At 61.1% G+C, this 18,271-nt stretch carries 14 protein-coding genes and 2 tRNA genes; 3 read left to right on the top strand and 13 right to left on the bottom strand.

Features of this window, described 5'->3' with window-relative positions:
- Positions 1–54 precede the first annotated feature (54 nt).
- Together rlmB and rnr are read right to left on the bottom strand one after the other, a co-directional pair.
- Positions 55–801: a 23S rRNA (guanosine(2251)-2'-O)-methyltransferase RlmB gene (rlmB, locus tag NA645_RS08445; RefSeq protein WP_256048428.1), complete on the bottom strand. Its 747-nt coding sequence runs from the start codon at positions 799–801 to the stop codon at positions 55–57.
- Complete coding sequence (gene rnr, locus NA645_RS08450) at positions 798–3,332, bottom strand: ribonuclease R (RefSeq protein WP_256048429.1); 2,535 nt, start codon at positions 3,330–3,332, stop codon at positions 798–800. Before rnr ends, rlmB begins: the two co-directional genes overlap by 4 nt.
- A 203-nt stretch (positions 3,333–3,535) precedes the next feature.
- On the opposite strand from rnr, the gene NA645_RS08455 reads away from it, so the two are divergent.
- Together NA645_RS08455 and NA645_RS08460 are read left to right on the top strand one after the other, a co-directional pair.
- Positions 3,536–3,622 (top strand) — tRNA-Leu (locus NA645_RS08455).
- A 102-nt stretch (positions 3,623–3,724) separates the two neighbouring features.
- Positions 3,725–3,811: transfer RNA gene (locus NA645_RS08460), tRNA-Leu, on the top strand.
- A gap of 169 nt (positions 3,812–3,980) precedes the next feature.
- On the opposite strand, the gene NA645_RS08465 is transcribed toward NA645_RS08460, so the two are convergent.
- The 11 genes from NA645_RS08465 to NA645_RS08515 form a co-directional block, all read right to left on the bottom strand.
- Positions 3,981–5,276 carry an adenylosuccinate synthase gene (locus NA645_RS08465; protein ID WP_256048430.1) on the bottom strand — a complete coding sequence of 432 codons (1,296 nt, stop codon included), beginning with the start codon at positions 5,274–5,276 and terminating at the stop codon, positions 3,981–3,983.
- A gap of 84 nt (positions 5,277–5,360) precedes the next feature.
- Positions 5,361–6,548, bottom strand: a complete 1,188-nt coding sequence (locus tag NA645_RS08470) for an ATP phosphoribosyltransferase regulatory subunit (protein WP_256048431.1) — start codon at positions 6,546–6,548, stop codon at positions 5,361–5,363.
- A gap of 281 nt (positions 6,549–6,829) precedes the next feature.
- Entirely contained in the window at positions 6,830–7,702 is an 873-nt protein-coding gene (gene hflC, locus NA645_RS08475) for a protease modulator HflC (RefSeq protein WP_256048432.1), read from the bottom strand.
- The gene (hflK, locus tag NA645_RS08480; protein ID WP_256048433.1) at positions 7,702–8,886 is read right to left on the bottom strand and encodes an FtsH protease activity modulator HflK; all 1,185 of its coding nucleotides are present in this window, start codon (positions 8,884–8,886) and stop codon (positions 7,702–7,704) included. The genes hflC and hflK overlap by 1 nt, the downstream gene beginning before the upstream one ends.
- A gap of 97 nt (positions 8,887–8,983) precedes the next feature.
- A complete protein-coding gene (gene hflX, locus NA645_RS08485) occupies positions 8,984–10,285 on the bottom strand; it encodes a ribosome rescue GTPase HflX (RefSeq protein WP_256048434.1) in 1,302 nt (433 codons plus the stop codon).
- A gap of 12 nt (positions 10,286–10,297) precedes the next feature.
- Positions 10,298–10,552, bottom strand: a complete 255-nt coding sequence (hfq, locus tag NA645_RS08490) for an RNA chaperone Hfq (RefSeq protein WP_021206763.1) — start codon at positions 10,550–10,552, stop codon at positions 10,298–10,300.
- A gap of 91 nt (positions 10,553–10,643) precedes the next feature.
- Entirely contained in the window at positions 10,644–11,615 is a 972-nt protein-coding gene (miaA, locus tag NA645_RS08495) for a tRNA (adenosine(37)-N6)-dimethylallyltransferase MiaA (RefSeq protein ID WP_256048435.1), read from the bottom strand.
- A gap of 116 nt (positions 11,616–11,731) precedes the next feature.
- Positions 11,732–13,609 (bottom strand): DNA mismatch repair endonuclease MutL, encoded by a 1,878-nt coding sequence (gene mutL, locus NA645_RS08500; protein WP_256048436.1) that lies wholly within the window; start codon positions 13,607–13,609, stop codon positions 11,732–11,734.
- Positions 13,606–15,018, bottom strand: coding sequence for an N-acetylmuramoyl-L-alanine amidase (locus NA645_RS08505; protein ID WP_272892014.1), 1,413 nt, complete (start codon positions 15,016–15,018; stop codon positions 13,606–13,608). The genes mutL and NA645_RS08505 overlap by 4 nt, the downstream gene beginning before the upstream one ends.
- 17 nt (positions 15,019–15,035) lie before the next feature.
- Positions 15,036–15,506 carry a tRNA (adenosine(37)-N6)-threonylcarbamoyltransferase complex ATPase subunit type 1 TsaE gene (tsaE, locus tag NA645_RS08510; protein ID WP_256048438.1) on the bottom strand — a complete coding sequence of 157 codons (471 nt, stop codon included), beginning with the start codon at positions 15,504–15,506 and terminating at the stop codon, positions 15,036–15,038.
- Complete coding sequence (locus NA645_RS08515; RefSeq protein WP_256048439.1) at positions 15,494–16,993, bottom strand: NAD(P)H-hydrate dehydratase; 1,500 nt, start codon at positions 16,991–16,993, stop codon at positions 15,494–15,496. Before NA645_RS08515 ends, tsaE begins: the two co-directional genes overlap by 13 nt.
- 185 nt (positions 16,994–17,178) lie before the next feature.
- On the opposite strand from NA645_RS08515, the gene queG reads away from it, so the two are divergent.
- A complete protein-coding gene (gene queG / locus NA645_RS08520) occupies positions 17,179–18,249 on the top strand; it encodes a tRNA epoxyqueuosine(34) reductase QueG (protein ID WP_256048440.1) in 1,071 nt (356 codons plus the stop codon).
- The last annotated feature ends 22 nt before the right edge of the window (positions 18,250–18,271 follow it).

Raw genomic sequence — 18,271 nt, forward strand, 5'->3', positions numbered from 1 at the left:
GAGCGATCCGTTTCGCGATGAACGGCAACGCGGCGGCAACTTGTCAGCCAGCCCTTACCCTGCCGAACGACGCTGGCGCAGTGCCTCGAACAGACAGACGCCCGTGGCGACCGACACGTTGAGACTGCTGACGCTTCCAGCCATCGGCAGCCGGACCAGGAAATCACAGTGTTCGCGTGTCAGACGGCGCATGCCCTTGCCTTCCGCGCCCATCACCAGAACGATAGGACCACGGAGATTCTGATCGTAGATCTCCTGCTCGGCTTCCCCGGCCGTACCGACCACCCACAAGCCACGTTGCTGCAATTTTTCCAGCGTTCGCGCCAGATTGGTCACAGCCACCAGCGGAATGACTTCCGCCGCACCGCAAGCCACCTTGCGCACCGTGGCGTTAAGGGTTGCGGACTTGTCCTTGGGAATGATCACCGCCAGCACGCCGGCTGCGTCGGCGGTGCGCAGGCAGGCACCGAGGTTGTGAGGGTCGGTTACACCGTCGAGCACGAGCAGCAACGGCGCGCCCTCAGCCCGGTCCAGCAACTCTTCGAGCATGGCATCGCCCCAGACCTGACTGGGGCTGACATCAGCCACCACACCCTGATGCACGCCCTCGACCCAGGCATCCATTTCACGACGCTCGCACTGACCGACGCGGACTTTCGATTGCGTAGCCAATTGAACCAGCGCCTGCACTCGAGGATCGTCACGCCCCTCGGCCAGCCAGACCTGCTTGACCCGCTTCGGATGGTGACGAAGCAAAGCCTCCACGGCGTGCAGGCCGTAAATCTTCTCAAGATCACTCATGACTTGGCCTTACGCTTTCGCGGGGCACCGCCGTCAGCTTTGGCCGACGGCTTGCTGTTAGCCTTGGACTTCGATGAGCTGCGTTTGGGCTTGCTGGCGGTCGACTTGCTTCCTTTCGCATCCGCGAGCAGCGCCTTTTTGATTTCCCGACTCTTGCGCACCTCTGCGCTGACCGACCCCCCACCTTTGGCGGAGCTTTCGGTGCCTTTTCGGCCGCGCCCTGCCTTACGGCTATCACCTTTATCACCAGCCGAGTCACGTTCGCCCGTGCCAGCTTTGCTGCCGCCGCTGATCAGTTCGAAGTCGATCTTGCGCTCATCGAGATCGACACGCATCACCCGCACTTCGACGCTATCACCCAGGCGGAAACTCCGCCCACTGCGCTCACCGGACAGCCGATGGTGCAATGGATCGAAGTGGTAGTAGTCACCCGGCATTGCGGTGACGTGAACCAGTCCTTCCACGTAAATATCAGTCAGCTCGACGAACAAGCCGAATCCGGTCACTGCGGTAATCACGCCGGGGAACGTTTCGCCGACGCGATCCTTCATGAATTCGCACTTGAGCCAATTCACCACATCCCGCGTCGCCTCGTCGGCGCGCCGTTCGGCCATCGAGCATTGCTCGCCGAGCTGCTCCAACGCTGCCTCATCATAGGGATAGATGCGCGCCTTGGGCATGCTGGTCGCGCCCTCGCGACGCACATGCCCCGTATCGCGACGCGAGCGGATCACGCTGCGGATCGCACGGTGAATCAACAGATCCGGATAGCGGCGGATAGGCGAGGTGAAGTGCGCATAGGCCTCGTAATTCAAGCCGAAGTGACCATTGTTGTCCGGGCTGTAGACCGCCTGGCTCAACGACCGCAGCATCACCGTCTGAATCACGTTGAAATCGGGCCGCCCCTGAATCCGCTCCAGCAGCGCCTGATAATCCTTGGGCGTGGGCCCTTCCTTGCCCTTGTGCAGCGTCAGCCCCAGCTCGCCGAGAAAGGCCCGCAGCTTTTCCTGACGCTCCAAGGGCGGCCCGTCGTGGACACGATACAGACCAGGAATGTCATGATCCTGGAGGAAGCGCGCCGTGGCCACGTTGGCGCATAGCATGCATTCCTCGATCAGCTTGTGCGCATCGTTGCGCTCGGTAGGGGTAATGGCCGCGATCTTGCGCTCCGCCCCGAAGACAATGCGCGTTTCCTGAGTTTCGAAATCGATCGCACCACGCGTGTGGCGCGCCTTGAGCAACACCTTGTACAGCGCGTGGAGCTGCTTGAGATGCGGCAATACTTGCGCGTATTCGCCAATCAATCGCTTGCCTTCGGCCGAGGAAGGCTGCTCAAGCATGCTGCTGACCTTGTTATATGTCAGCCGCGCATGGGAGTGGATAACCGCTTCGTAGAACTGGTAATCGGTCATTTTCCCTGATTTATTCAGGGTGATTTCGCAGACCATTGCCAGCCGATCGACGTGCGGATTCAGCGAGCAGAGACCGTTGGACAGCTCCTCCGGGAGCATCGGCACGACCCGCTCGGGAAAGTACACCGACGTACCCCGCAGCTCGGCTTCCTTGTCCAGCTCCGACCCGACTTTCACATAATGCGATACGTCTGCAATCGCGACGTACAGCCGGAAACCGCCAGAAAACAGCTTCCAGCCACTCAGCTTCTCGCAATAGACCGCATCGTCGAAGTCACGAGCGTCTTCGCCATCGATGGTGACGAAAGGCAGATGTCGCAGATCGACACGTTTCTGCTTGTCCTTTTCCTCGACTTCAGACTTGAGCTTGGCCGCTTCACGCTTCACCGCATCAGGCCAGACGTAGGGGATATCGAAACTGCGCAGCGCAACGTCGATTTCCATCCCCGGCGCCATGTAATTGCCGATTACCTCGATCACGTCGCCCTGGGGCTGGAAGCGCTGAGTCGGCCAGTGGGTGATCTTGATCTCGACGAACTGGCCCGGCTTGGCATCCATCGAGCGGCCCGGCGTTACTAGTACTTCCTGCTGGATCTTCGGGTTGTCGGCCATGACGAAACCGATGCCGCTTTCTTCTTGATAACGCCCGACGATGGTTTCATGCGCGCGACTGATCACCTCAACGATCGCGCCTTCGCGCCGCCCGCGGCGATCGAGTCCGGCAACCCGAGCCAGACAGCGGTCGCCATCGAATACCAGGCGCATTTGTGCAGGACTCAGAAACAAGTCGTCGCTTTTATCGTCGGGAATCAGAAAACCGAAACCGTCGCGATGACCACTGATGCGCCCGCAAACCAGGTCAAGCTTGTCCACCGGGGCATAAGTGCCACGCCGGGTATAGATCAACTGACCGTCACGCTCCATCGCACGCAAACGGCGGCGCAGAGCTTCGATATCGTCTTCGGAGGATAATCCGAACTCTTCCACCAGCTGCTCACGTGCCGCTGGTGAGCCGCGCTCGCTCAGGTGCTGAAGAATCAGCTCGCGGCTGGGAATGGGGTTTTCGTACTTTTCCGCTTCACGTGCGGCCTCGGGATCGAGGGATTGCCAATCGGCCATTAAGAGATGTCACCTTTCATTCATTTATAGAGGCAGAACGCCCCTATCTATTGAAGCGCGAAACGCATGCCGGCGGCAGCTTTCGAGCGAATTATTTTTCCTGGGCGGGGCTTTACAAGGCATAACCTCGCCCGTATAGTTCGCGCCCACAATGTCTGGTAGACGTTGTAACACGGAAACGATGAAGTATCATCGTTTGCAGTGCCCAGGTGGCGGAATTGGTAGACGCACTAGGTTCAGGTCCTAGCGGTGGCAACACCGTGGAAGTTCGAGTCTTCTCCTGGGCACCATTTATTCGATGAAGCTCTTGCCTTGGCGAGAATTTCATAAAAACGAGGTTTGTCGGCCTCGACCAGCAAGCGACAGAAGTCGATGAGCAATCATCGCAATGTGCCCAGGTGGCGGAATTGGTAGACGCACTAGGTTCAGGTCCTAGCGATGGCAACATCGTGGAAGTTCGAGTCTTCTCCTGGGCACCACTCTTCAGAAAAAACCGAGTCATTGGCTCGGTTTTTTCGTTTCTGCTACGGCGAATCCAATAGCGCTCCAACAACGCTGATCGCATCGCGCCAGCACCTCGAAGCCCAGCGCGGACTTAAGCAGGAATGAAAAGACCGCCCTGAGGCGGTCTTTTATCATCAGTCGCGGTCAGGCGTAAGGATGGCGCAGCACGATGGTCTCGTTGCGATCCGGCCCGGTTGAGATGATGTCGATTGGCGCCTCGACCAACTCCTCCAGACGCTTGATGTAAGCGCGGGCGTTAGCCGGCAGCGCATCGAGCGACTTGGCTCCGACAGTAGATTCGGCCCAGCCCGGCACCTCTTCATATACCGGCTGCAAGCCCTGGTAGCTATCGGCGTCGGTCGGCGCATCGACGAGCACTTCGCCGTTGCGATCCTTGTAGGCAACGCAGATACGGATGGTTTCCAGCCCGTCGAGCACATCCAGCTTGGTCAGGCAGATACCCGACACGCTGTTGATCTCGATGGCACGACGCAGCACCACGGCATCGAACCAGCCGCAGCGGCGGGCGCGCCCGGTAGTGGAACCGAACTCGTGACCACGCTCCGCCAGGCGCGCACCGGTTTCGTCGAACAGCTCCGTGGGGAACGGACCGGAACCGACACGCGTCGTGTAGGCCTTGGTGATACCCAAAATGTAGTCCAGATACAGCGGACCGAAACCGGAACCGGTGGCCGTACCACCAGCCGTAGTACTGGAGCTGGTGACGTACGGATAGGTGCCGTGGTCGATGTCCAGCAACGAGCCCTGAGCACCTTCGAACATGATGCGTGCACCCTGCTTGCGCAGCTCATGCAGGCGAGCCGACACGTCGGTCATCATCGGCTTGAGAATCTCGGCGTAACCCAGCGCCTCATCCAGCGTCTTCTGAAAGTCGACAGGCTCGACCTTGTAGAAATTCTGCAGAATGAAATTGTGGTACTCGAGCAGCTCGCGCAGCTTGACGGTAAAACGCTCAGGATTGAACAGATCGCCGATGCGCAAGCCGCGACGCGCGACTTTGTCCTCGTAGGCCGGCCCGATGCCACGACCCGTCGTACCGATCTTGCCTTCGGAACGCGCCGCCTCGCGCGCCTGATCCAGCGCCACGTGATACGGCAGGATCAGGGTACAGGCCGGACTGATGCGCAGGCGCTCACGCACCGGCACGCCCTTCTCTTCCAGCTTGGTGATCTCACGCATCAACGCGTCCGGCGCAACGACCACGCCGTTGCCGATCAGGCATTCCACGTTTTTACGCAAAATGCCGGACGGAATCAGGTGCAGCACGGTTTTTTCACCATCGATGACCAGCGTGTGACCGGCATTGTGGCCGCCCTGGAAGCGAACTACAGCCGCCGCCTGATCGGTCAGCAGATCGACGATCTTGCCCTTGCCCTCATCACCCCACTGGGTGCCCAGGACCACGACATTCTTACCCATAAACCTTTGTCCTCTTGGCGAAGCATTACCGGTCACGACCGGCGAATTCTGGAAACCAGCCTGGCGCTTACGATCCAGCCCACATCAGCGGGTCAGCGGCGTTACGGTCCAGGACCCCTCTTGCAACAGTAGCTGCCGGTCGCAGCCAACACTTAGCGCCGCATCGCCCTGCTGTCCATCCAGAGCCTGCACCACACGCTCGCCCTGTGCGCGCAGCTGACAGATCGACTTCCATAACGCCGGATCGGTGTCATAGGGCGCCCAGATACCGACGGTGGGGGACGCTAATTCGGCATTACCAAGGCTGACCAAGGTCTTCAAATCCGTCGAGAAACCAGTTGCCGGACGCGCCCGACCAAAATCCGCACCGATGTCGTCATAACGACCACCCTGTGCGATCGACTGCCCAACGCCGGGGACGAATACCGCGAACACGACGCCGGTGTGATAGTGATAGCCGCGCAGTTCGCCCAGATCGAAATACAACGGCAGATCCGGATACCGCACCGCCAGCTGTTCAGCGATCTGAATCAACCCATCGAGCGCTTCTCGCACTGCCAACGGAGCGTCAGCCAGGACAGCTTTCGCCGCATCCAGCGTCTCGCGCCCGCCACAGAGCCGTGCCAGTGCGCGCAGCATGCTCGCCAGCGACGGCTCGGCGTTGGCGGTCAAGGCCGCAATTTCGTCCATCGCCTTACGCTGCAATGCGTCGAACAAGCGTTGCTCGGCATCTCCCGACAAACCTGCCGCGCGCGCCAAGCCGCGATAAATGCCTACATGGCCGAGATCCATATGTAGGCCAGGCACGCTGGCGAGACCCAGCGTCTCCAGCATGAGGCTGATCACTTCGAGATCGCTTGAGGTGCTGCTGTCGCCATATAGCTCGGCACCCAGCTGGATCGGACTACGGGACGTCGCGAGCGCCTGAGGCTTGGCGTGCAGCACGCTACCGGCATAGCACAGGCGACTAGGGCCCTCCCGCCGCAACGTATGCGCGTCCACCCGCGCTACCTGCGGGGTGATATCCGCACGCAGGCCCATCTGTCTGCCGGACAACGGATCGATGACTTTGAATGTCTTCAGATCCAGATCCTGCCCCGCTCCGGTCAGTAGCGACTCGAGAAACTCCACGTGAGGAGTGATGACCAACTCGTAACCCCAGCACTGGAACAGATCCAGCACACGACGCCTTGCGGTTTCGATACGCGCCGCATCGGGCGGCAGCACCTCTTCGATGCCATCTGGCAGTAGCCAGCGGTCTACCGTTGCCATTTCGCCAATCACCTCTCGATACGGCAAGCCTAGTCAAGCAGACGAACACCGGGGCTCCGGCCTGAGCCACCCATCGGTCGCGTGCGATTGTGTTCGAACCATGGCGACAGCGCCACGCCTCACAAAGGAGGATCAGCATGGCTGACCATGCTTGGATCAGTCTGCTGCCACTGGAGCGCAGACGCAAAAAAGCCGGGTTTTCCCCGGCTCGCGGATCATAACAATGTTTCGCCAACGGGTCACCCGGTGGACGGCATCGTCCAGCCGGATGGCCCTTGCGGTCATTGTGCCGTAGCGGACTCCAAGTAGCGGAAGAAGTCACTTTTGGGATCAAGCACCAGCACATCTTCCTTGCTGGCGAAGCTGTCCCGGTAGGCCTGCAGACTGCGGTGGAAGGAATAGAATTCCCGGTCCTGCCCATACGCCGCCGCATAAATAGCAGCCGCCTGCGCATCACCGTCACCGCGTAGCTCCTCGGCTTCACGGAAGGCTTCAGCCAGGAGGACGCGTCGCTGACGATCGGCATCCGCGCGGATACCCTCGGCTAGCTCTTTACCTTTTGCCCTGTGCTCACGCGCTTCACGCTCCCGCTCGGAACTCATACGCTCGAACACGCTGCGATTCACTTCGCGCGGGAGGTCGATGCCCTTGACACGAACATCGACGACTTCGATTCCGAGTTCCTGCTGCGCGGCTCGGTTCAGACTATTGGTCACTACGGCCATCAGTTCGTCACGCTGACCCGAAACCGACTCGTGCAGGGTCCGCTTACCGAACTGATCTCGTAGCGAGGCCTCCAGGCGACGCGCGAGGCGCTCGTCCGCGATCTGCTTCATACCCGACGTCGCGGTATAGAAGCGCTCAGCATCATCCACACGCCACTTGGCGTAGGAATCAACCATCAGCGCCTTCTTTTCCAGCGTGAGGAAACGCGAGGTGGAACTATCGAGCGTCATCAACCGCCCGTCGAATTTGCGAACACTGTTCACGTAAGGAATCTTGAGATGCAGACCCGGCTTCACGTCGGGCTCGACGATACGACCGAAGCGCAGCATCACCGCACGCTCTGTCTGCGAGACGATGTAGAAGCTGTTCCAAAGGACGATCGCCAGCACCACGCCCACAATCAGGGCGGTCAGGGATTTATTGCTCATTAGCGGACCTCCCTTGTACGCACTTCACGCGGATCCAGTTCCGGAGGCATTCGCGTAGTCTGAGTCGAAGCGCCCGATACGGATGCCGCAGCAGAGCGCTCGGCAGAAGCGCCACGACCGTTGATCATCTTGTCCAGCGGCAGGTAAAGCAGATTGTTCTGCCCATCCTCACCCGTCACGAGAACCTTGCTGGTATTACTCAAGACTTCCTGCATGGTTTCCAGATACAGGCGCTCACGCGTCACGTCAGGTGCCTTGCGGTATTCAGCAACCAGCTTGGAGAAGCGATCCGCCTCACCCTGGGCCCGGGATATCACCGCATCGCGATAACCGCTCGCCTCTTCCAGCATGCGCTGGGCCTGACCACGCGCCTCGGGAATGACACCGTTGGCATAGGACTCGGCCTGATTCTTCTCGCGCTGCTCGTCTTCACGCGCACGAATCACGTCATCGAAGGCTTCCTGCACTTCACGCGGCGCTGCCGCACTCTGAAGGTTGACCTGGGTGACGATGATGCCGGTGCCATAGTTGTCGAGGAAGCGCTGCAGTCGCTCTTCGACCTCATTCGCCATGGCCTCACGACCCTCGGTCAATACCTGATCCATCGCTGTGGAACCTACGACATGGCGAACCGCACTATCGGTCGCATGCTGCAGCGAGGCTTCTGGATCTTCGACGTTGAGCACGAAGGCCTGAAGGTCGCTGATCTTGTATTGCACCGTTAGCGGCACTTCGATGATGTTCTCGTCCTCGGTCAACATCTGCCCTTGCTTGCTATACGAGCGCTCGCGAGTGACGTTAGCCTGGAACTTGCGATCGAACGGCGGGAAATAGATGTTCAGGCCGGGACCGACAGTTTCGTGATATTTGCCGAAGCGCAGCACCACGGCCTGCTCCTGCTCATCGACGATGTAGATCGCATTGGACAACCAGACGGCCAGCAGCACGACCAAGCCGATCCAGAGCAGCGCGAAACCGCCACGCCGACCACTGCCACCACCCGACGAGCCGCCGCTGCCGCGCTTCTTTTTGCCGAACATGCCGTTGAGGCTGTCCTGTAATTTGCGGAAAGCCTCATCCAGATCCGGCGGACCTTTCTGATCGCCACCACCGCGACGACCACCGCCACCGCTACCCCAGGGATCCTGGTTGTTCGAGTTGCCACCCGGCTCATTCCAAGCCATAGCGCTCTCCATTCAAATAAAGCTAAAGGCGCGCCAACGGCGCGCCCGCCAATGCTACCGAAAGCCCGGAACGAACGGCTTAAAAGCCCCCCGAGCTTTATTGCAAAGTGTGTTGTTCGAAGAACAGTTCCGCCTCGAGACCCGCCCGACTGATGAGACGATGCAGCTCGACACGCTGCAATCTAACGTCGAGTAGACTGCCGCCCTCATCGTCGTGGGATTCGGACTGCACTGCGCCCAAGTCAAACAGCTGCGCCCGTAGCCGCCCAAGATTCTGCGGAAGCCGAAGCGTTCCCACGAACAGATCGTCGCTCAGCAATTCGGCTACGGCCTGCTTCAGCAGGTCGAGCCCAAGCCCCTGCTGCGCCGATACCCAGACGCGCTGCGGTACACCGTCTGCGTTGCACTGGATCTGCGGCTCGATGCCCTCCAGCAGATCCACCTTGTTGTAGACCTCCAGAATCGGCAGCTCGTGAGCACCGATCTCGGTCAGCACCGCCAACACCTGCTCGATCTGCTGATCGCGCTCGGGCTCATGCGCATCGATGACATGCAGCAGCAGATCAGCATTGCTGGACTCTTCGAGCGTGGCGCGAAAGGATTCGACCAGTTTGTGCGGCAAGTGACGAATGAAACCCACCGTATCGGCGAGTACCACCGGCCCCAGATCACCCAACTCCAGACGACGCAAGGTCGGATCGAGCGTCGCGAACAACTGATTGGCTGCGTAGACGTCGGCTTCGGTCAACGCGTTGAATAACGTGGACTTGCCGGCGTTGGTGTAGCCCACCAGAGAAATCAGAGGAATGTCGGCACGGCGACGCCCCCGGCGAGCCTGCTCGCGCTGGCCCCGAACTTTCTCCAGCCGCTGCTTGATCTGACGAACCCGCACACGCAACAGCCGCCGGTCCGTTTCCAACTGGGTTTCGCCAGGGCCACGCAGGCCGATACCACCCTTCTGCCGCTCAAGGTGAGTCCAGCCACGTACCAGACGAGTACTCATGTATTCAAGCTGGGCCAGCTCGACCTGCAGCTTGCCTTCATGCGTACGCGCACGCTGAGCAAAGATATCCAGAATCAAGCCGGTTCGATCGAGCACGCGGCATTCCAGGGCACGCTCGAGATTGCGTTCCTGACTGGGCGTAAGTGTGTGATTGAAAATGACCAGCTCGACCTCGCCATCCTTGACGAGGTCACGCAGCTCTTCGACTTTGCCGCTGCCAATCAAAAACTTGGCGGAAGGCTGATGCCTTGCCACATTGACGAAGCCAACAGCTTCAGCGCCGGCTGACCGTGCCAGCTCCTGAAACTCCTGAGGGTCTTCACGCGCCGCTGGATCCTGACCATCCAGATGAACCAGGATAGCCCGCTCACCGCCACCGGGACGTTCGAAGAACAAAGAAGGCCCCCTTTAGTCGTTACCCGACTCGGACTGCTCCGCGTCGCCAGCGGCTGGCAAACGTACTGGACGCCCCGGAACGACGGTCGAAATGGCGTGCTTATAAACCATCTGGCTGACCGTATTTTTCAAGAGGATGACGAACTGGTCGAATGACTCGATCTGACCCTGGAGCTTGATGCCGTTGACCAGGTAGATAGAAACCGGAACGCGCTCCTTACGCAGTGTGTTGAGGTAAGGGTCTTGTAGCGAATGCCCTTTTGACATGTGCCGCACTCCTTAAAGGATCTTTTTCATTAGTTTTTAGAATCGAACACGGCTGGCCAGTGATGTGAGGATAGCCGGTCAAATTACAGTGTCAGCTCAATATGGTGAGCCTCTCCAAGTATTTCAATGCTCGCGGCAGATTATCGCAGGCCGAACTCTCCAGCCAATGAACGCCCTCCCAACCCCGCAACCAAGTCAACTGACGCTTGGCCAATTGCCGAGTAGCGATAACGCCGCGCTGAACCATCTCATCGCGCGAATACGAGCCGTCCAGATAATTCCAGACCTGGCGATAGCCTACGGCACGCATGGAGGGTAGCTCAGGATGCAGATCGTCACGCCTACGAAGCATTTCGACCTCTTCGACAAAGCCCTGTTCAACCATCGCGACGAAGCGTTGCTCGATACGCTGATGCAAGACCTGCCGCTGCGTAGGCGCGACGGACAACTGCGCGACAGTATAAGGCAAGACGCGGCCGTCTGGCGTGCCCGCTCCGGCTTTTTGCGACCTTTGTCGGGCACGGTGTTCGGACATGCTAATGCCGCTGACTCTGAAGACCTCCAGCGCCCTGACCAACCGCTGGGGATCGTTGGGGTGAATTCGCGCCGCGGACTCCGGGTCGACCTCGGCCAACTGCCGATGCAGCGCCGCCAGGCCCTCGAGCTGTACCTGCGCCTCCAACTCCGCACGCACAGCAGGATCGGCAGCAGGCATATCGGCGAGACCCTCGCTCAACGCCTTGAAATAGAGCATGGTCCCGCCAACCAGCAACGGAATACGCCCTGCGGCGGTACTTTCCGCCATCGCAGCCAGCGCATCACTTACGAAGTCAGCGGCCGAGTAGCTCTGCGCCGGGTCGCGGATATCGATCAGCCGATGCGGAAACTCCCGAAGCACATCGGCCGAGGGCTTCGCGGTGCCGATGTTCATCCCCCGATATACCAAGGCCGAATCGACGCTGATCAGATCGCAGGGCAGCACACGCGCAAGCTCCAGCGCCAGATCGGTCTTGCCGGCAGCTGTAGGGCCCATGAGAAAGATGGCGGGGGGTAACGGGGACATCAGTGGAATCCATTATAGAGGAAGCTGGAAGCGAATCAGTCCAGTCTGAAGGCGCGGCCAAACTATGCGGAGTTCTTACTTCAAGCTTCTGGCTTTCAGTTACAAGCTCGTATCCGCTAGCGCCCGCGCAAAAACAGCTTATCCAGCTCTCCCATGCCCAACTGCGTCCAGGTCGGCCGGCCATGATTGCATTGACCGCTGCGTTCGGTCTGCTCCATGTCACGCAGCAGGCCATTCATTTCCGGCAGCGTCAGGCGTCGATTCGCACGCACCGCACCATGACAGGCCATAGTGCCGAGGAGTTCGTTGAGATGGGCCTGGATGCGATCGCTGGTGCCATATTCGAGCAGGTCGGCGAGCACGTCCTGCACCAGCCGCGTGGCTTCGGCCTGCTTGAGCAGGGACGGGATCTGACGAATCGCCAGACTCTCGGGGCCAAGCCGCTGCAGTTCGAAACCGAGCATCTGGAACCAGTGTGCATGCTCTTCGGCGCAGTCCGCCTCACGCTGGCTGACGGCAATCGATTCAGGCACCAGCAGTGGCTGGCCTCGCAGCCCTTCGCTGGCCATCGCCGTCTTCAGCCGCTCGTACATGATCCGTTCATGGGCAGCATGCATATCCACAAGCACCAGCCCCTGAGCATTTTCCGCAAGAATGTAGATGCCCTTGAGCTGGGCCAGCGCATAGCCGAGCGGCGGGACGTCATCCTGGCTCTCCGGCAAGGGCGCCGGGCTCACATCGGCCAGTGGCGAAAAGAACTCACGATAGGCGCCCTGTGCTTCTGCGACATTGCCGATCGGCATTGGCCGAGGCGCCTGGTAGCCGGCACCCGCTCCGCGCCAGGGGGCTTGTTGAATTTGTGGCTGTTCGAGGACGCTGGCAGCGAGGCTCATCTCGTTCTGCCCGGCAAACTCACCCGCAGCGAGGCCAGTGATCTGAGTCATCGGCGTCACGCCGGCCGGCGCGGCCAGTTGATCCTCTGGTCGCACGTCCCCGAGCGCGCGGTGCAGCGTGCCGTACAGGAAGTCGTGCACCATGCGGTTATCGCGGAAGCGCACCTCGTGCTTGGTCGGGTGGACGTTGACGTCAACCACGGCCGGATCGACATCGAGGAACAGCACGAAGGTCGGATGGCGTCCATTGAACAGCACATCCCGATATGCCTGTCGCACCGCGTGGGCCACCAGCTTGTCGCGGACCATACGCCCGTTCACGTAGAAATACTGCAGATCCGCCTGGCTGCGGGAAAACGTCGGCAGACCGACCCAACCCCAGAGATGCAAGCCGTTGCGCTCGATTTCCACCGGCAGCGCCTGTTCGAGAAAAGCCGGCCCGCACACCGAGGCCACACGCCGCGCTCGCGCCGCGGCATCGCTGGCCTGATGCAGCGCGAGTACGGCCTTGCCGTTGTGCCGCAGATGAAACGCCACATCGAAGCGCGCCAGCGCCAGCCGCTTGATCACTTCCTGCAAGTGATCGAATTCGGTTTTCTCGGTGCGCAGAAACTTGCGTCGTGCCGGTGTGTTGAAGAACAAATCACGCACTTCGACCGAGGTACCGACCGGATGCGCAGCCGGCTGGACACGCGCCTCCATGTCCCGGCCTTCGGTTTCGACCTGCCAGGCTTCAGCGGCATCGGCGGTGCGCGAGGTGAGGGTCAGACGCGACACCGAACTGATCGACGCCAGCGCCTCGCCGCGAAAGCCCAGGCTCATCACGCGCTCGAGGTCTTCAAGATCGCGGATCTTGCTGGTGGCATGCCGAGCCAGGGCCAGGGGCAGATCATCGGCAGGGATACCGCAGCCATCGTCACGCACGCGCAGAAGTTTCACGCCGCCCTGCTCGACATCCACCTCGATGCGCGTGGCGCCGGAGTCGAGGCTGTTTTCCAGCAACTCCTTGATGACCGAAGCGGGGCGCTCGACCACTTCTCCAGCCGCGATCTGGTTCGCCAGCCGCGGACTGAGCAGCTGGATGCGCGCGGCCTCGGTCATGGCTGCGATGCCAGGGTTGTAGCAGGAATATTCAGGGTTTGACCGACCTTGATCAGGTCGTTTTTCAGGCTGTTGGCACTGCGCAGCGCGGGTAGCGTGACCTGATAGCGCTGCGCAAGCAGGGCCAGGCTTTCGCCGGAGCGCACCACGTGCTCGCGGGGCGCGCTGGCAATCTTGCCGGAATCACGCAGCCAGGCGACATAGGTGCCCGGCGGAGGGTTCTCGTGGAAGAACTGCCGCACACCGCTGTGAATCGAGCGAGCCAGAGACTGCTGATGGGAGGCGGTTTGCAGCTTGCGTGCTTCGGACGGGTTGGAGATGAAGCCGGTCTCTACCAGGATCGACGGGATATCCGGCGACTTCAGCACCATGAATCCGGCTTGCTCCACGCGACTCTTGTGCAGACGCGTGATCCGACCCATGTTGCTCAGCACCTTCTGCCCCACGTTCAGACTGGACGCCAGCGACGCCGTCATGGAGAGGTCCAGCAATACACCGGCAAGCATCTGGTCCTCGCCAAGGTTGACGCTGCCGGCACCGCCGATCAGGTCGGAGCGGTTCTCGCTATCGGCCAACCACCGTGCAGTTTCCGAGGTAGCGCCGCGGTCGGACAGAGCAAACACCGAGGCCCCATAAGCGGACGAGCGCGGCGCCGCGTCGGCGTGTATCGAAACGAACAGATCCGCGCCCTTCTTGCGGGCGATTTCGGTGCGTTTGCGCAATGGAATGAAGTAATCACCGGTTCGGACCAGCTCGGCGCGGAAGCCCTTTTCGGCATTGATCTGGCGCTGCAGCTCTTTTGAAATCTGCAGTACCACGTTCTTTTCGTACGCCTTGCCCGGGCCGATCGCGCCTGGGTCCTCGCCGCCATGGCCGGCATCGATGGCGATAATGATGTCACGCTTGCTACTGGGCAACGGTGGCAGTTTCAGCGCAGGCAAGGTCGGTGATACGGGCGCGGCAGGCGTGCTCGGCGTGGTCGTTGCTGGAACATCCGCCGTGGTGGACGGATCGGCACCCTCATCGTACAGATCGACCACGAGCCGATGACCGTATTGCTGATTCGGCGTCAGGGTGAAGCTCTTGGGCGTGACCTGGGCGGAGAGATCGATGACCACGCGCAACGTATCGGCATCGAACTTGGCTGCACGCAACCCGGAAATCGGCGTATTTTTCAGCGCCAGCTGCTCGAACGGCTTGGGTAGATTGCCGCCATCGACGTCGATAACGATGCGATTCGGCGCTGTCAGGGTAAACACGTTGTGCTTAACCGGACCGGACAGATCGAACACCAGACGCGTATTGTCCGGCGCGCGCCAGAGCCGCACGCTTTGTACATCAGACGCAGCCAGGGCCTGTACGGCCGCGAGCATCAATACCAAACCACTCACCAGCGCGCGCATGCGCATACCTAACCCCATGTTGTTCATTGTCCACCGATGGTCAGGATGGAACACCAGCTTTCACCACGCTCGCCTCGTGGCGTCAGGCGCAGCGACCGGCCGGCGCCCTGGGGCGTAATGGTAATGTCCAGGTCGGCCTTTGGCAAAATGCCGGCACCACGTTCTGGCCACTCTATCAGGCACAGCGCGTCCCCTTCGAAATAGTCACGAATGCCGAGAAACTCCAGCTCTTCCGGATCGACGAGCCGGTACAGATCGAAATGGAAGACCCGCGCAGCCGGTGTTTCGTAGGGCTCGACCAGGGTAAAGGTCGGACTCTTGACCTTACCTTGATGGCCAAAACCACGAATCAGCCCGCGCGATAGTGTCGTCTTGCCCGCGCCGAGGTCACCGTGCAGATAGATCACGCCCCGACCGCCGGTCATCTGGGCGATGCGTGCGCCGAGCGCCAGCATCGCCTCTTCGTCTGCAGCAAACAGCGTCACGTCCGGCATGGCGAGCATTCCTCGAGTAACTGGCGGATGGCGGGAATCAGATCGGCGGCAGCCAACCCGCGTCCTTGCTTGCCGAGACGCTCGCCGGCTACGGCATGCAGCCACACGGCGAGGCAGGCCGCATCGAACGGCGCGAGCCCCTGCGCCAACAGAGCTCCAGCGACGCCCGCCAGAACATCGCCAAGCCCCGCGCTGGCCATGGCCGGATGGCCGCGATCACACAGCGCCAGTCGACCGTCAGAGTGCGCGATCAGCGTTCCCGCCCCCTTGAGCAACACGGTGCAACCGTAGCGGCTCGCCAGCATTCGGGCCGCCGCGGGACGATCAGCCTGAACTTCGCCAACCGTGATACCCAGTAACCGCGCAGCCTCACCCGGGTGCGGCGTCAGCAGGCAATCAGCAGGCAACTCGACCGCACCGGCGGCCAGCAGATTCAGCGCATCGGCATCCCATACCTGAGGCACCCGGCACTGCGGCGCAAGCGACAGCAGACTGCGCCCCCACGGTGCCTGCCCCAGGCCCGGGCCGATCACCAGGACATCGGCGCGTTGAGTAAGCGCCGTCAATGCATAGGTGGATTCCACGCCGCTGCACATGATCTCCGGGCGCCGCACCAGCGATGCCGTCACGTGCTCGGGCCGCGTCGCCAAGGTCACCATGCCGGCACCGCAACGCAGAGCCGCTTCGGCACTGAGTAAAGCCGCGCCGCCAGTACCCAGATCGCCTCCTATCACCAGCACCTGACCAAAGCTGCCCTTGTGCGCCGTTGGCTTACGAGGCGCCAAGGTCGGAAGGTTCGTCGCGCACAGGCGTTCAAGGCTGGGCTGGACCTGATCGAGGATGATCTGATCGGCCTGCAAGTCATCGAATACCAGCTCGCCGACCCGATCCGGCCCGTCACCGGTGAACAATCCGACCTTCAGGCCGATAAACGACACCGTGAGGGCAGCAGACACCGCGTGCCCGAGCACGCGCCCGGTATCGGCACAAAGGCCGGACGGCAGGTCCACAGCGAGAACCGGCTGAGGGCTATCGTTCATTGCGCGAATGGCACTGGCGTACGGCTCGCGGACCTCACCGGAAATCCCGGTGCCCAGCAGCGCATCGACCAGCACACCGTGCAGACTTGCATCCGCCGTCCATTGCAGCACGTTGACGCCAGCCTCACGGGCCACGGCGAAAGCCTGAGCGGCATCACCCTGAAGCTGCTGCGAATCACCTACTGCGAGTACCTGAACCTGACGGCCGGCACGCTGCGCCAAGGCAGCGATCAGGTAGCCGTCACCGGCATTGTTGCCACGTCCAGCCATCACGGTGATCCGCTGCTCGTCAGGCCAACGCCGACGCAGCGCGCGCCAGGCAGCATGCGCCGCGCGCTGCATCAGTTCGAAACCGGGTGTTCCCGCGGCGATCAGACATGCGTCGATTTCCCGCACCTGGGCGGCCGTATATAAAGAGGTGGGCAAGGTATCGGTGGTCTGAGACATGAATCACCCGAACAGATATCTGGCAGAATTATACGCATGCGCCACCCGGCCCGCCCGTGGATGCATCGGGTTTCACCGCAGCCGCTCAAGCGCAACGGCACCCGCCGATGCGTTCACCGCCCTTATATACCGCGCCGAACCAAACGACCCCACCATGCGCGACGAAGTCTCGAAGACCTTATCCAATGCCCAGTCAAACCCTCGACCCCACCACTCTCGCCCAATCCATCAAGGAATGGGGACGCGAATTGGGCTTTCAGCAGGTCGGCATCACCGGTGTCGACCTGGCCGAGCATGAGGCGCATCTGCAGCGCTGGCTCGCCGAAGGCTACCAGGGAGAAATGGATTACATGGCCGCGCACGGCAACAAGCGTTCGCGACCCGAGGAACTGGTGCCCGGTACGCTGCGGGTCATCTCGTTGCGTATGGACTATCTGCCGGGCGATACGCGCATGAGTCAGCGCCTGGCCGAGCCGGAAAAAGCCTATGTCTCGCGCTACGCGCTGGGCCGCGACTACCACAAGCTGATCCGCAAACGCATTCAGCAACTGGCCGAACGTATCCAGCAGGTGGTCGGCCCGTTCGGCTTTCGCGCCTTCGTCGACAGCGCGCCGGTGCTGGAAAAAGCCGCGGCGCAGCAGGCCGGGCTCGGTTGGATCGGCAAGAACACCCTGCTGCTCAACCGCAAGGCCGGTAGCTGGTTCTTCCTCGGCGAGCTGTTCGTCGATATCGACCTGCCCGTCGACGAACCCGTTACCAGCCAGCATTGCGGCAGTTGCCAGGCCTGTCTGGACATCTGCCCCACCGAGGCTTTCGTCGGCGAGCGGATACTGGATGCGCGGCGCTGCATTTCCTACCTGACCATAGAGCTCAAGGGCTCGATTCCCGTTGAGCTGCGCAGCAAGATCGGCAACCGCGTGTTCGGCTGCGACGATTGCCAGATCGTCTGCCCCTGGAATCGCTTCGCCAAACCGACCGAACAGACCGACTTCCACCCACGCCACAGCCTGGACAATGCCGAGTTGGCGGAGCTGTTTCGCTGGAGCGAAGACGAATTTCTCAGCCGCACCGAGGGCTCGCCGTTACGCCGCGCAGGCTACGAGCGCTGGTTGCGCAATCTGGCGGTGGGCCTGGGCAACGCGCCGTCGAGCATTCCGGTATTGGAAGCCCTGGAGGCGCGCCGTGCCGATCCCTCGGAGCTGGTGCGTGAGCATGTTCAGTGGGCTTTGGAGCAACATGCTGGGCGGGCAGGCTAGCAGCCTGTCACACCGTAGGGCC

The sequence above is a fragment of the Stutzerimonas stutzeri genome (assembly GCF_024448955.1).
GTDB classification, from domain to species: domain Bacteria; phylum Pseudomonadota; class Gammaproteobacteria; order Pseudomonadales; family Pseudomonadaceae; genus Stutzerimonas; species Stutzerimonas stutzeri_AQ.

Bases quoted from the DNA above. Each gene is read 5' to 3' on its own strand.
- rlmB (WP_256048428.1), bottom strand. From the start codon at position 801: ATGAGTGATCTTGAGAAGATTTACGGCCTGCACGCCGTGGAGGCTTTG.
- rnr (WP_256048429.1), bottom strand. From the start codon at position 3,332: ATGGCCGATTGGCAATCCCTCGATCCCGAGGCCGCACGTGAAGCGGAA.
- NA645_RS08465 (WP_256048430.1), bottom strand. From the start codon at position 5,276: ATGGGTAAGAATGTCGTGGTCCTGGGCACCCAGTGGGGTGATGAGGGC.
- NA645_RS08470 (WP_256048431.1), bottom strand. From the start codon at position 6,548: ATGGCAACGGTAGACCGCTGGCTACTGCCAGATGGCATCGAAGAGGTG.
- hflC (WP_256048432.1), bottom strand. From the start codon at position 7,702: ATGAGCAATAAATCCCTGACCGCCCTGATTGTGGGCGTGGTGCTGGCG.
- hflK (WP_256048433.1), bottom strand. From the start codon at position 8,886: ATGGCTTGGAATGAGCCGGGTGGCAACTCGAACAACCAGGATCCCTGG.
- hfq (WP_021206763.1), bottom strand. From the start codon at position 10,552: ATGTCAAAAGGGCATTCGCTACAAGACCCTTACCTCAACACACTGCGT.
- miaA (WP_256048435.1), bottom strand. From the start codon at position 11,615: ATGTCCCCGTTACCCCCCGCCATCTTTCTCATGGGCCCTACAGCTGCC.
- mutL (WP_256048436.1), bottom strand. From the start codon at position 13,609: ATGACCGAGGCCGCGCGCATCCAGCTGCTCAGTCCGCGGCTGGCGAAC.
- NA645_RS08505 (WP_272892014.1), bottom strand. From the start codon at position 15,018: ATGCGCATGCGCGCGCTGGTGAGTGGTTTGGTATTGATGCTCGCGGCC.
- tsaE (WP_256048438.1), bottom strand. From the start codon at position 15,506: ATGCCGGACGTGACGCTGTTTGCTGCAGACGAAGAGGCGATGCTGGCG.
- NA645_RS08515 (WP_256048439.1), bottom strand. From the start codon at position 16,993: ATGTCTCAGACCACCGATACCTTGCCCACCTCTTTATATACGGCCGCC.
- queG (WP_256048440.1), top strand. From the start codon at position 17,179: ATGCCCAGTCAAACCCTCGACCCCACCACTCTCGCCCAATCCATCAAG.